This is a genomic window from Vibrio sp. Vb1554, from assembly GCF_033344235.1.
Map to the genome: position 1 here is coordinate 31,444 of NZ_JAWPOJ010000008.1, position 14,375 is coordinate 45,818.

Here is a 14,375-nt window from a genome sequence, read left to right on the forward strand (position 1 = left end):
CAAGGAAGAAAAATGCAGCTGCCTTCGCCACTGATTTCTATCGCTGAATCTGCCGTACAAAACGCCCAAGACGCAGGTTATTTTCCCCTTTGGCCCGATGAGGTTGCGCAGCAATTTCGTTATGTGGCGGGCTTAAGCCAGTTTATAACTGAAGCCATTCATCGCGATGAAGTCCTAGCCCGTGAGTTGCCAAGTATGTTAGCGCAGCCAAGTCGTCAGGAGTCTTACCGCTCACGCCTTGCTGAACTGTTGGAACAATGTCCTGATGAGATGTCTGGTCATCGCGTATTGCGTCAGTTTCGCAATCGAGAAATGGTGTACATTGCGTGGAAGGATTTCACGCATGCATGGTCTCTAGAGACGTCTTTAAGCCACTTATCTGAGTTGGCAGAAGCGATGATTTTTGAAACCTATCAATGGCAATATCAAGTGTGTTGTCAGGAGTGGGGCACGCCAACAAGTGAGGACGGTGAAGTGCAGCCGATGTTAATTATCGGCATGGGGAAACTGGGTGGTGGCGAGCTAAACTTTTCTTCCGATATTGATCTAATTTTCACGTACCCAGAGAATGGTGAAACCCAAGGCGCACGCCGAAGCATTGCCAATGCCCAGTTCTTTACTCGTCTTGGTCAACGCATCATCAAAGCGCTCGACCAACAAACCTTCGATGGTTTTTGCTACCGCGTCGACATGCGACTTCGCCCATTTGGAGAAAGTGGCCCCTTGGTAATGAGCTATGCCGCACTTGAAGATTATTACCAAGAACAGGGGCGAGATTGGGAACGTTACGCGATGATCAAAGCTCGGGTGATGGGATGTGAGATGTACCCGCAGTATCAAGAGCTACGCCAAATGCTGCGCCCTTTTGTTTTTCGTCGTTATATTGATTTCAGTGCGATTCAATCTTTGCGACGAATGAAGTCGATGATCAGTAGCGAGGTTCGCCGCCGAGGGTTGAATAACAACATTAAGCTAGGTGCGGGTGGCATCCGAGAAATTGAATTTATCGCTCAAGTTTTTCAATTGATTCGAGGTGGTCGAGAGCCTTCTTTGCGTAATCGAGGGCTGTTGGAAACGCTGCAAGGCATTGAAGAACTGGCATTGCTTACTCCAAAAGAAATCAGCGATCTAGAAGCTGCATACAAGTACTTGCGTCAATTAGAAAACTTGTTGCAAGCAATGGCGGATAAGCAAACCCAGACGCTGCCTGATTGCGAAACCGAACGCTTAAAGCTCGCCACCGCGATGAAAATGAGCTGTTGGGAGCAATTGATTGAGCAAACCCAGCAGCATATGGCAAATGTTCACCAAGTTTTTGAATCACTAATTGGTGATGATGAAGAAGACGAGGGGACTACCGTTGCTCGTCATTTTCATGAGCTATGGGATATGGCCGACAAACAAGATGTTCTTGAGCATATCTTGCAGCAGGATATTCAGATTGAAGACTTTGCTTCATGCGCGAAAACCATCATCAACTTTAAAACCGATCTGGCCAAAAAAACGTTAGGCCCACGTGGACGCGAAGTGCTCAATCGTTTGATGCCGAAAGTGTTTGATGCGGTCTTTGCCCATCCTGATGCACAGTTTGGTTTATCTCGTGTACTTCACTTGCTACACAACATCTGCACTCGCACGACTTACTTGGAATTATTGGATGAGCATCCAGCGGCTCTGGTGCAGCTCGTACGTTTGTGTACCGCAAGCCCAATGATTTCAGAGCAGCTGTCTCGTTATCCTATCTTGCTTGATGAGTTGATCGACCCTGCGCAGCTGTACAATCCCATTCCATTAGACAGTTACCGTACAGAGCTACGTGATTATTTGGCGCGTATTCCTGAAGATGATATGGAACAGCAAATGGAAGCGTTGCGTCAGTTTAAGCAAATTTGTATTTTGCGTATTGCAGCGGCAGATATTGCTGGCGCATTGCCAGTGATGAAAGTGAGTGACCATTTAACTTATTTAGCGGAAGCTATCGTTGATGCGGTGATCAGTCAGGCTTGGTTGCAAGTGTCTGAAAAGTACGGCGAGCCAACGCATGTGAAAGATCGTGAAGGTAAAGGCTTTGCTGTAATTGGCTATGGTAAAGTCGGAGGGTGGGAGCTCGGCTATAACTCCGACTTGGATATTGTCTTCATGCATGACTGCCCAGTCAATGTCTACACTGACGGCAAAAAAGAGATTGATGGTCGTCAGTTCTACCTTCGTTTAGCACAGCGTATCATTCATATTTTCTCCACTCGCACCGCTTCCGGTATTTTATACGAGGTCGATACCCGATTGCGTCCGTCCGGTGCATCGGGTTTGTTGGTTAGTCCAACGGACGCGTTCGACGACTATCAACATCAAGACGCGTGGACATGGGAGCATCAAGCACTTGTCCGCGCGCGCATGATTTATGGTGATGAACCACTGGCAATTGCATTTCACAATACGCGGCATGATGTGCTGTGCAAAGCACGCGATCAAGCTGAACTGAAAAAAGACGTTGTCGAAATGAGAGAAAAAATGCGCGGTCATCTTGGGGGGAAAAAGCCAGGCCGCTTTATGCTCAAGCAAGATGTAGGTGGGATTACCGATATCGAATTTCTCGCTCAGTACCTAGTGCTCAACTATAGTCACGATAAGCCGAAATTGACGCGTTGGTGTGATAATGTGCGCATCTTTGAAACGCTCATTGCGCAAGATGTTATGGACGAAGACCAAGCAATGCAGTTGATACGTGCTTACACGACAATGCGCGACGAAATACACCGCCGAAATCTACTCAATTTAGACGCTGATGTGGTGGAAGATAAGTTTGTTGCCGAAAGGGAGTGGGTAAAACAGGCTTGGAATCAGTGGTTCAGTTAAGACCATATATTTAGCCTCGATAAGGGCTGTGATAAACTCACTTCGATTTAATTTTTGGAGACCAACAATGAAACCAATTCTACCTGATTACAACAGCGCTGGTGTGCTCATCATCGGTGATGTCATGCTAGATCGTTACTGGTATGGCCCAACCGGGCGCATTTCTCCTGAAGCGCCGGTTCCTGTTGTAAAAGTAGAAAACAATGAAGAGCGTCCTGGTGGTGCTGCGAACGTTGCGATGAACATCGCATCATTAGGTGGCCATGCTCACATTGTTGGTCTAACTGGGGAAGATGAGCCTGCAAAAGTGCTGACGGAGACGCTGAGCTCGCTCAATGTGAAGTGCGATTTCGTTGCGCTGCCTGATTACCCAACGATTACGAAGCTTCGTGTAATGAGCCGTGGACAACAACTGATCCGCCTCGACTTCGAAGACAAATTTGAAAACACAGATTCTGCACCTGTGCTATCGCGTATGGATGCCGCACTGCCAAACGTTAAAGCCGTGATTATGTCTGACTACGCAAAAGGTTCGTTAGAGCATGTTCAGGCATACATTCAAAAAGCGCGCGCAGCAAATATTCCGGTTTTCATTGACCCGAAAGGTGCGGATTTTGAACGCTACCGTGGCGCAACACTTCTTACGCCAAACATGAAAGAGTTCGAAGACGTTGTAGGTAAAGTGAAATCTGACCAAGAGCTAGTAGAGAAAGCGCTGGCTTTGGTTGAAGAGTTTGAATTTGAAGCGCTTTTAGTGACACGCAGCGAAAACGGAATGACCTTGATTCGTCGTGGTCAGGAACCGTTCCACCTTCCAACTCAAGCGAAAGAAGTGTACGACGTGACAGGTGCGGGCGACACGGTTATCTCTGTATTGGCAGCGTCTGTTGCCGCAGGCAAATCATTTGAAGAAGCGTGTGCACTAGCAAACGCAGCGGCAGGTGTTGTAGTTGGTAAACTAGGCACGTCAACGCTTTCTGAGATTGAATTAGCAGAAGCGGTACATGGCAGCCAAGACACGGATTACGGTGTGATTTCAGAAAAAGCACTGATCGAAGCGGTGAAAAAAGCACGAGCTCGTGGCGAGAAAGTCGTTATGACAAATGGCTGCTTTGATATTCTGCACGCTGGGCATGTGTCTTACTTAAACCATGCTGCTGAACTGGGCGATCGCCTAATCGTTGCGGTAAATACCGATGAGTCAGTAAAACGCCTTAAAGGCCCTGGTCGTCCGGTAAACCCAACCGATCGCCGCATGGCGGTGTTGGCAGGTTTGGGCGCTGTGGATTGGGTTGTACCATTTAGTGAAGATACGCCGCAGCGTTTGATCTCAGAAGTTCTACCAAGCTTGCTAGTAAAAGGCGGTGACTACAAACCAGAAGAGATTGCTGGTGGTAAAGAAGTCATTGCGGCGGGTGGTGAAGTTCGTGTATTGAACTTTGAAGATGGCTGCTCGACCAGTGAAATCATTAATGCAATCAAAGGCGGTAAGGGCTAAGCCTGCTGTTTGTTAGCATTGAAATGCTATTTGCTCATAAAGGTCGCTAAGTGCGGCCTTTTTGATACTTGATGCTCAGAGACACTTTTAGGCTCTGAACTACAAGTAATAAAAAACGCCAGCTGATAACTCAACTGGCGTTTTTTATTTATTAAGACCTGAAGTATTCAGTTAGCGGTTATTTTGCCGCTTTCAAACCTGCATCAACGTCCAAGATGTCTTGTTCGCTTAGCGTACCAACTGCTTGGCGTAGCTGAAGAACACTTAAAATGTAGTCGTAACGAGCGTTCGATAGGTTTTTGTTCGCATCGTATAGACGACGAGTCGCGTCCAGTACATCAACGATAGTACGAGTACCTACATCAAAGCCAGCTTCTGTTGCTTCTAGTGCAGAGCGTGCAGAAATAACCGCTTGCTCATACGCACGTAATGCGCCGATAGAGGCGTTAATGTTGTTGTTTTGTGCGCGAACATCTTTTACTACGCTACGGTACTGTGCTTCAAGATCTTCGCTTGCTGCCACGTACGCGTATTCAGCTTGTTTGGTTTGAGAGGTTACGTTACCACCTGTGTATAGCGGTACTGCAAGGTTCACACCAATATTGAAGTTGTCTGTCGTGTTATCACGAGAGCTATGAGAAGTATCACCGTAGTTGTAACCACCGTCTAGAGAGAGCGTTGGTAGGTGGCCAGAGCTTGCTAGTGAAATATTGTCACGCGCAATGTCTTGAAGAATACGTGAAGATAGCAAGGTCAGGTTTTTGGTTTTTGCTTCATCAATGAGCGATTCAGCTGGTACGGTCGATGGGCTAGCAGTGAAGCGGCCAGTGTCCAAAATGTTGAGATCTTTGTGCTCTTGGCCTGTAATTTCACGCAGTGACTCGTAGCTATTAGTTAGCGCGTTTTCTGCCAACACTTCGTCCGCTAGCACTTGGTCGTACTGAGCTTGTGCGTCATGCACGTCAGTAATTGCAGACAAACCTACTTCAAAACGTTGTTTAGTTTGCTCAAGTTGACGGCCAACCGCGGCTTTTTCTGCACGTACGAAAACAAGATTATCTTGTGCGCGTAGAACTTCAAAATACGCTTGTGACACGCGAAGAATCAGTGCCTGTTGCGTCGCTGCGTAAGTTGCGTCTGCTTGGCGAGCACTTTTCTCAGCAGTATCTAGAGAGATCCAAGATGCGCGGTTGTAAAGTGCTTGTGAAAAGCTAACGCCAGCGGTTAGCGCGTTGCCATCGTTTGATACGTCACTAATTAGATTTGAATCGTATTCAGTATCACCACGAGTTAAATTGTAACCCGCAGTAAGGTTGATCTGTGGTAATAGAGCACTACGGCTTGAGGTGATTGCTTCGAAAGCTTGGTCACGTTGTGCTGCTACACTGAGCAATTGTGGATCATTTTGTTTTGCCAAGTCGTAGATTTCAGCCAAAGAGTCTGCGAACGCAGACGTACTCATGCTACCTAGCGCTGCACTGATAAATAGTGGAAGCAATTTTTTCATTTTCTATTCCCGCGGTCCATAGATTGGTTAATTCTCAGTAGTTTAACTCAATTTGCACGATATTTACTCTAAAGTTTGCACTTTTTTACACGTAATTATCCACTTGTGCAATAAATTTTTAGCAAAGACTTAAATTAATTTGTAACTATTATACAAAAAGTTGAGCCAAGTCCTTTGAGCAAGCGAATAACAATGAGTAAACTACAGGATTCACTCAGAGAGGTGTTGAATGCAACAGCGTGACAAACAACAACAAGATTTTACTTCGCGAGATGTAAAAGTCATCTCGAAAGAAACCTTATTTGAAGGTTTTTTCAAAATGGTGAAATACCGCTTTCAGCATAGGCTATTTGCTGGTGGTTGGAGTGGAGTTGTCGAACGAGAAATGTTCGAGCGTGGTCACGCAGCAGCGATGCTTCCTTATGATCCAAAGACGGACCAGGTCGTAATCATTGAACAGATTCGTATTGGCGCGTTGGAACATGAACACCCTTGGCAGCTAGAAATTGTCGCCGGTATGATTGACCGCGATGAATCTGCTGAAGCCGTAATTCGTCGAGAGGCTGTCGAAGAAGCGGGGATTCAGGTGGGGCGCGTTGTACCTGTTACGTCCTATTATCCTTCGGCTGGTGGTTGCTCGGAAAAGCTAGACGTCTTTGTTGGTGAAGTGGATGCGTCTAAAGCGCACGGCATTCATGGTTTAGACTATGAGAATGAAGATATCCGCGTTCATGTCATGAGTCGTGAAACGGCGTATCAATGGGTGAAGGACGGAAAATTTGAAAATGGTGCGTCGATTATTGCGTTGCAATGGCTGCAATTACACCATCAAGAGTTAAAGTCAGAATGGGGACTATCCCAAACGGTGGAGAGTGAGTAATGGCACAATTGGCTGAAAAACAACAATATCATGTTGATTTAGCTGGTCTTATGAGAACGTATGAGACCAACTACGCTAAGTTGAACGCCTTATTGCCTGCTTCTGCCGAAGTTGGGGATGTACGTTGCTACCAAGCGGCGAACATGGTTTACCAATTGACCGTGAATGAAATCACAAAATACACCACAGTTGTTGAGATATGTCAGAGTGATGAAACGCCAGTGTTTCCTTTACCGACGATGTCTGTCAGGCTTTATCATGATGCGAGAGTAGCCGAAGTATGCTCAAGCGGAGAGTTCTCTCGCATAAAAGCTAAGTATGATTATCCCAATGACCAACTGATGCAGAAAGATGAAAAGCATCAATTAAACACATTCCTCGGTGAATGGCTGACGTTTTGTTTACGAAGTGGTATCAGTAGAACACCACTTGCCTTCAATTGATCGTCACGTCACTAAAGGAAAATAACAAATAACGATATAGTGGACGAATCAGGTTTTCATTTTGCAATCATCTAGTGACAGCATCAAACTTTTACAAATTACGGATACTCATCTGTTTGCTACCGATGAGGGAAGTTTGCTAAGCGTAAAAACAGTCGATAGCTTCAATGCTGTTGTTGCTGATGTTTTACGCCGCAACGTGGCGTTTGATTACATTTTGGCGACGGGCGATATTTCCCAAGACCATAGTGCAGAATCTTATCAGCGCTTTGCCAACGGCATTGAACCGCTAGAGAAAGACTGCTTTTGGCTACCTGGTAATCATGATTACAAGCCTAATATGGGCAGTGTTTTGCCTTCGCCACAAATCAAAGCCGCAGAGCATGTGTTGCTTGGCGAGCATTGGCAGTTAATTCTTTTAGACTCGCAAGTTGTTGGCGTTCCTCATGGGCGCTTGAGTGATCAGCAATTAACGCTACTCGAAGAAAAGCTAGCCGAACACCCAGAAAGACACACACTTGTTTTGTTGCATCATCACCCGTTACTGGTGGGAAGCGCGTGGCTTGATCAACATACTTTAAAAGATGCCGAAGCGTTTTGGCAGGTTGTCGAGCGTTTTGATAACGTGAAAGGCATTCTCTGTGGCCATGTTCATCAAGATATGAATGTGCTTCACAAGGGTATTCGAGTGATGGCAACACCCTCAACTTGTGTTCAGTTTAAGCCTAACTCGGATGATTTTGCCCTTGATACCACTTCGCCTGGTTGGCGGGAGCTGCAACTACACGCTTGTGGCGATATTACGACCCAAGTAGGTCGGCTTCCTGATGGCCAGTTCCAACCAGACTTCTCTTCTAACGGCTACTAACGCGCCCGAGCTCTCTGTTCGGGCTCGCTTTTTTGTGCGAGATATCTATGAGTAAACCTTCACTTCTTCTCTATATCCATGGCTTTAATAGCTCTCCACTCTCCATGAAAGCGAATGTGATGAGAGCCTACTGCGAGCAACATAGGCCTGATATCAAGGTGATTGTTCCCCAGTTACCTTGTTATCCTCAGCAAGCGGCGAAAATGTTGTTGGATATTATCGAGCAATATAAAGACGACTATAAAATTGGTCTAGTGGGCAGCTCATTAGGCGGTTTTATGTCAACGTGGCTAAATGACAAGTTTGGGTTTAAAGCGGTAGTGGTCAACCCCGCAGTCAAGCCTTATGAGTTGCTAGTAGATTATTTGGGTAAGCAAACTAACCCATATACGCATGAAACCTATACACTTGAAGCTTGTCATATTGACGAGTTAAAAGCTCTTGATGTACAAAGCATCGCGTCGCCACATTCTTTTTGGTTATTGCAACAAACAGAAGATGAGGTTTTAGACTATCGACAAGCGGTAGATAAGTTTGCAGACGCTAAGCAAACAGTAGAACAAGGCGGTGATCACAGTTTTGTAGGCTTTGAGCGTTATCCTGCACAGATTATCGAATTTCTAGAACTGTAATTCGAAAGCGATTGGAAAAGGCTCATAGTTTTTATTGATATATCCAACCGTTTCTTGACATGGGCGGTATGCTTTCCGACTATGTTTTGCCAAAAGATCTTAAGGGTCGAGGACCCTGGCTACTTTGTTATGCATCATGTTTACAAACTCTTAGTGATGTGAACAGGGTGGCTTTTTCGTTTCCTGAGTATGGGTACGCCCATTGGTGATACTCAGGCAACAAGTAAACTTTGAGAATAATTCCGTATTATGACTGAACAATATAATGCTGGTGCCATTGAAGTACTGAATGGCTTAGAGCCAGTACGTCGCCGACCAGGGATGTATACGGATACAGCGCGCCCAAACCATTTGGGCCAAGAAGTTATCGACAACAGTGTCGATGAAGCGCTAGCCGGACATGCCTCAAAAGTACAAGTCATCCTACATGCTGACCAATCACTCGAAGTGATCGATGATGGTCGAGGCATGCCTGTTGATATCCACCCAGAAGAGAAAGTATCAGGCGTAGAGCTAATTCTATGTAAGCTACATGCGGGTGGTAAGTTCTCTAACAAAAACTACCAATTCTCTGGTGGTTTGCACGGGGTAGGTATATCTGTAGTAAACGCGTTGTCAAAACGCGTTGAAGTAACAGTTCGTCGTGATGGTCAAGTGTATGAAATTGCATTTGAACACGGCGAGAAAGTGTCTGATCTGACCGTAACTGGCACATGTGGTCGTCGCAATCGCGGTACCAGCGTACATTTCTGGCCTGATGCGAAGTACTTCGATTCGGCTAACTTCTCTGTGACGCGCTTAGTCAACAACCTGCGTGCAAAAGCGGTTTTGTGTCCGGGCTTAGAAATCACATTAACCGACAAAGTTAATGACAAAGACTATAAGTGGTACTACGAAGATGGTTTGAAAGACTATCTTGCGGAAGGTGTAAAAGGCTATCCAGTTATTCCTGAAGAACCATTTACTGGTGAGTTCTTGGCGGATACCGAAGCGGCAAACTGGGCGGTAATTTGGCAGCCAGAAGGCGGTGAGATGATCACCGAAAGCTACGTTAACCTAATCCCAACCGCTCAAGGTGGTACGCACGTTAATGGTTTACGCCAAGGCTTGTTGGAAGCGATGCGCGAATTCTGTGAGTTCCGTAATCTATTACCTCGTGGTGTGAAGCTAACGGGTGATGACGTTTTCGACCGCTGTTCTTACGTGCTGTCGGTTAAGATTCAAGACCCGCAATTTGCAGGCCAGACCAAAGAACGTCTGTCTTCTCGTCAAACCGCGGCATTTGTCTCTGGCGTTGTAAAAGATGCGTTCAGTCTTTGGTTGAATGAAAAGCCTCAGCTCGCAGAGCAATTGGCAGAAGTCTGTATCGCTAACGCACACCGTCGTATGCGTGCAGCGAAAAAAGTCGTACGTAAGAAAGTGGCGTCCGGCCCAGCACTGCCAGGTAAGTTGACCGACTGTTCAGCACAGGACTTAAGTCGCACTGAAATCTTCTTTGTGGAGGGTGACTCTGCGGGTGGCTCGGCAAAACAGGCACGTGACCGTGAATTCCAAGCCGTGATGCCACTGCGTGGTAAGATCTTGAACACGTGGGAAGTCTCTGCCGATCAAGTTCTTGCGTCTCAAGAAGTACACGATATTTCTGTTGCTTTGGGTATTGACCCAGATAGCGACAACCTCGAGAGTCTTCGTTACGGTAAGATCTGTATCCTTGCCGATGCGGACTCGGATGGTCTTCACATCGCAACGCTGCTTTGTGCTCTATTTACTCGTCACTTCCGCGCACTAGTGGAAGCGGGCCATATCTATGTGGCGATGCCGCCTCTGTATCGAATCGACTGCGGGAAAGAAGTGTTCTACGCCCTCGATGACGATGAAAAAGATGGCATTTTAGAGCGCTTGTCGAAGAAGAAAGCCAAAATTAACGTGCAACGATTCAAAGGTCTGGGTGAGATGAACCCACTTCAGTTGCGTGAAACCACCATGGATCCGAACACGCGTCGCTTAGTGCAGTTAACCATTGACGACTCTACGGCGACCATGGAAATGATGGACATGCTGCTAGGTAAAAAGCGTGCAGATGACCGTCGTTCTTGGCTACAAAACAACGGCGACTTGGCAGAGGTGTAACGGATGTCTACAGAAATTACCTACGATGGCGTCGAACAATTGCCAATGCGCAAGTTCACTGAAGACGCTTATCTGAACTACTCGATGTACGTAATCATGGACCGCGCCTTGCCATACATTGGTGATGGCTTAAAGCCGGTTCAACGACGCATCATTTATGCGATGTCAGAGCTTGGTCTCTCTGCATCAGCAAAATACAAAAAATCTGCACGTACCGTTGGTGACGTGCTAGGTAAATACCATCCGCACGGTGATTCAGCGTGTTACGAAGCGATGGTATTGATGGCTCAGCCATTCTCTTACCGCTATCCATTAGTGGATGGTCAAGGTAACTGGGGTGCGCCAGATGATCCGAAATCATTTGCGGCAATGCGTTATACCGAAGCAAAACTGTCTAAGTTTGCTGAAGTATTGCTTGGCGAACTTGGCCAGGGCACGGTTGAATGGCAACCTAACTTTGATGGCACAATGAAAGAGCCACAAATGTTGCCAGCACGTCTGCCTCACATCCTGCTTAACGGTGTAACCGGCATTGCCGTTGGTATGGCAACAGACATCCCACCGCACAACGTTCGTGAAATCGCAGATGCGACTATTCATTTGATCGACAACCCGAAAGCAGAACTGCCGGACGTGATGCAGTATGTCAAAGGTCCAGATTACCCAACAGAAGCAGAAATTATCTCGCCGCAAGCGGATATCGAGAAGATTTACCGCAACGGTCGTGGCAGCATCAAAATGCGCGCGGTTTGGCATAAAGAAGGTTCTGATATTGTTATCACTTCTTTGCCTCACCAAGTATCGGGTGCCAAACTGCTTGAGCAAATCGCTAACCAGATGCGTGCGAAGAAGCTGCCAATGGTTGACGATCTTCGTGACGAATCGGATCACGAGAACCCAACGCGTATCGTTGTGGTGCCTAAGTCAAACCGCGTCGATTGTGACTTGTTGATGAACCACTTGTTCGCATCAACGGATCTTGAGCGCAGTTACCGCGTTAACTTGAACATGATTGGTTTGGATAACCGTCCTCAAGTTAAAGGTCTGGTGCAAATTCTGTCTGAGTGGATCGAGTTCCGTCGTACGACTGTGCGTCGTCGTCTACAACATCGCCTAGACAAAGTAATGGCTCGTCTACACATCTTGGAAGGTTTGTTGGTTGCTTACCTCAACCTAGATGAAGTGATTGAGATCATCCGTACTGAAGACGATCCAAAAGCGGTGCTGATGGAACGCTTTGGTATTACCGATATCCAAGCGGATGCAATTTTAGATACCAAACTTCGTCATCTAGCAAAACTAGAAGAGATGAAGATCCGTGGTGAGCAAGACGAGCTAGAGAAAGAGCGTGAGAAGCTAGAACAGCTACTCGGTTCTGAGCGTCGTCTGAACACACTACTGAAAAAAGAAATCAAAGCAGACGCAGAGAAATACGGTGATGACCGTCGCTCTCCAATGGTTGAGCGTGCAGAAGCAAAAGCGCTGACTGAACGTGACCTCGTACCAAGTGAGCCAATCACGGTTGTGCTTTCTGAGAAAGGTTGGATTCGTCACGCGAAAGGCCATGACGTGGATGCCGAAGGCTTAAACTATAAGTCGGGTGATAAGTATTTAGCGCATGCTCGAGGTAAGAGTAATCAGCCTGCGGTATTCCTAGGTAGTGACGGTCGAAGTTACTCTCTGGAATCGCACTCACTGCCTTCTGCTCGTAGTCAAGGTGAGCCGATTACCGGTCGCTTGAATATTACGGCTGGTAGCAGTATTCGCCAAGTCATCATGAGTGAAGAAGATCAGCTGTGGCTGGTGGGCTCAGATGCAGGTTACGGCTTTGTATGTAAAGGCGCGGACTTGCTGTCTAAAAACCGCAGTGGTAAAGCGCTCGTCACTTTACCTGCCAACTCTGAGATCATGACGCCAAAAGAGATTGAAGATTTAGACTCTGATGAAATCTTAGCAATCACTAACCAAGGTCGCATGCTGCTGTTCCCAATCAAAGACTTGCCACAACTGGCGAAAGGTAAAGGGAATAAGATCATCAACATTCCTGCTGCTAAAGCGAAAGAGCGAGAAGAAGTACTATCTCACTTAATGTCTTTACCAAAAGGTGCATCGTTAACGCTGTACGCGGGTAAGCGAAAGTTGGGTCTTAAACCGTCTGATCTTGATAACTTCCGTGGCGAACGTGGTCGCCGAGGTGGGTTATTACCGAGAGGTTTGCAGCGAGTCACTCGCATTGAAGTTGAGCTAGATGATTCCGATACGACGGAAACACCGAGCGATAGCGAGTAACGCACAAATAAAAATCCCAGCCAATGGCTGGGATTTTTTATGCTTCTTGCTTGTCTTCGGCAATGGTGACTTTCAAGGTCATCTCTTTTCCTTTGCGAATGATACCGACGTCCACGGTGGTGCCAGGACGTAAATCGGTGACGATATCCATAACGCTCTGACGCCCTTGCACTTTATTGCCATCAATGCTGATAATGATGTCCTGCTTTTGGAAGCCTGCCGCATTGGCTGGACCATTTGGATCAATACCAAGTACGACAATACCACCTATGTGTTCATTTCCAAGTAGGCGAGCAGTGACCGCATTAATGTCTTGGCCGTCGATTCCAATATAACCACGAATCACGCGGCCATCAGCGATGATTTTCTGCATGATCTTACTCGCTAGCGGCGCAGGGATCGCAAAAGAAATACCGTAAGTTTCTAAGTCTGTCGCTTGCTGAAAAGAGGCGGTGTTAATGCCGACGAGCTCGCCTTGTGTGTTCACTAGGGCTCCACCAGAGTTACCTTCATTGATGGCGGCATCGGTTTGAATGAATGCTTGACGACCGTCGCTAATAGATGAACGACCTGTGGCAGAAATAATGCCGAACGTTGTGGTTTGTCCAAGGTTGTATGGGTTACCGATGGCTAGTACTACGTCGCCCACTTGTGGTTTGTAATTAGAGTTCAGAGGGATTACGGGCAAATTCGAACCTTCGACACGCAGCACGGCTATATCAGTACGTTTGTCTGTCCCTACGAGCTGAGCCGCTGCGGCTCTGCCGTCTTGTAATGCCACAACAATTTGATCAGCTTGAGCAACCACATGATAGTTAGTAATGATGTAGCCTTTCTCACTAACAATGACACCTGACCCCAGGCCTTGAGTCGAGAGTTTACTGCGATCATTCTCAACATACTTACGACTGTAGATGTTTACCACTGCAGGCGCTGCTCTTCGGACCGCTTGATTAAACGTCAACTCGACTGATGCGATATTAACAGGTTGAGGATCAAGCGCGGCAGGAATTACGTTGTTGCGCAAAGATGGAACCGCCAGTAATACCACTGCGGCAGTAGCCAAGCCTAAAAAGACAGAACGTAATAAAAAGCTGAGCATATCCTCTCCATGCGTGAGCGCCAAAATGGCATCGAAGATGAAGAATAGCATTACATTGAAAAATAACAAAAGGGCAGCACGTCATCGCGCTGCCCTTTTCATTAGTTATTGAGCGATAAGGAAAAGTGATCGAGCCTTATCACTCAGCATTATGCATCGAAAACCTTATT

10 protein-coding genes are annotated in these 14,375 nt (G+C 46.7%); 8 read left to right on the forward strand and 2 right to left on the reverse strand.

Annotated features, from left to right (window positions below; translation table 11 throughout):
- Window positions 1-12: 12 nt before the first annotated feature.
- A complete protein-coding gene (gene glnE / locus R8N28_RS08845; protein WP_262635408.1) occupies window positions 13-2,856 on the forward strand; it encodes a bifunctional [glutamate--ammonia ligase]-adenylyl-L-tyrosine phosphorylase/[glutamate--ammonia-ligase] adenylyltransferase in 2,844 nt (947 codons plus the stop codon).
- Window positions 2,857-2,923: 67 nt separating this feature from the next.
- Window positions 2,924-4,354 (forward strand): bifunctional D-glycero-beta-D-manno-heptose-7-phosphate kinase/D-glycero-beta-D-manno-heptose 1-phosphate adenylyltransferase HldE, encoded by a 1,431-nt coding sequence (gene hldE, locus R8N28_RS08850; protein WP_017633601.1) that lies wholly within the window; start codon window positions 2,924-2,926, stop codon window positions 4,352-4,354.
- Between the two features lie 178 nt (window positions 4,355-4,532).
- Here hldE and tolC read toward each other — a convergent pair whose 3' ends face one another.
- Window positions 4,533-5,861, reverse strand: a complete 1,329-nt coding sequence (gene tolC, locus R8N28_RS08855) for an outer membrane channel protein TolC (RefSeq protein WP_005379884.1) — start codon at window positions 5,859-5,861, stop codon at window positions 4,533-4,535.
- Window positions 5,862-6,090: 229 nt separating this feature from the next.
- Between tolC and nudF the strand changes: the two genes are divergently transcribed.
- From nudF to parC, 6 genes are all read left to right on the forward strand, one after another.
- Entirely contained in the window at window positions 6,091-6,741 is a 651-nt protein-coding gene (gene nudF, locus R8N28_RS08860) for an ADP-ribose diphosphatase (RefSeq protein WP_017633602.1), read from the forward strand.
- Window positions 6,741-7,184 carry a DUF1249 family protein gene (locus R8N28_RS08865; RefSeq protein ID WP_017633603.1) on the forward strand — a complete coding sequence of 148 codons (444 nt, stop codon included), beginning with the start codon at window positions 6,741-6,743 and terminating at the stop codon, window positions 7,182-7,184. The genes nudF and R8N28_RS08865 overlap by 1 nt, the downstream gene beginning before the upstream one ends.
- Window positions 7,185-7,245: 61 nt before the next feature.
- On the forward strand, window positions 7,246-8,052 hold the full coding sequence (cpdA, locus tag R8N28_RS08870; RefSeq protein WP_167415010.1) for a 3',5'-cyclic-AMP phosphodiesterase: 807 nt from the start codon (window positions 7,246-7,248) through the stop codon (window positions 8,050-8,052).
- Between the two features lie 47 nt (window positions 8,053-8,099).
- On the forward strand, window positions 8,100-8,684 hold the full coding sequence (gene yqiA, locus R8N28_RS08875; protein ID WP_017820245.1) for an esterase YqiA: 585 nt from the start codon (window positions 8,100-8,102) through the stop codon (window positions 8,682-8,684).
- Window positions 8,685-8,933: 249 nt separating this feature from the next.
- The gene (gene parE / locus R8N28_RS08880; protein ID WP_005379872.1) at window positions 8,934-10,814 is read left to right on the forward strand and encodes a DNA topoisomerase IV subunit B; all 1,881 of its coding nucleotides are present in this window, start codon (window positions 8,934-8,936) and stop codon (window positions 10,812-10,814) included.
- A 3-nt stretch (window positions 10,815-10,817) separates the two neighbouring features.
- Window positions 10,818-13,103: a DNA topoisomerase IV subunit A gene (gene parC, locus R8N28_RS08885; RefSeq protein ID WP_017633605.1), complete on the forward strand. Its 2,286-nt coding sequence runs from the start codon at window positions 10,818-10,820 to the stop codon at window positions 13,101-13,103.
- Between the two features lie 37 nt (window positions 13,104-13,140).
- Here parC and degS read toward each other — a convergent pair whose 3' ends face one another.
- Window positions 13,141-14,205, reverse strand: coding sequence for an outer membrane-stress sensor serine endopeptidase DegS (gene degS / locus R8N28_RS08890; RefSeq protein ID WP_017633606.1), 1,065 nt, complete (start codon window positions 14,203-14,205; stop codon window positions 13,141-13,143).
- Window positions 14,206-14,375: the final 170 nt, after the last annotated feature.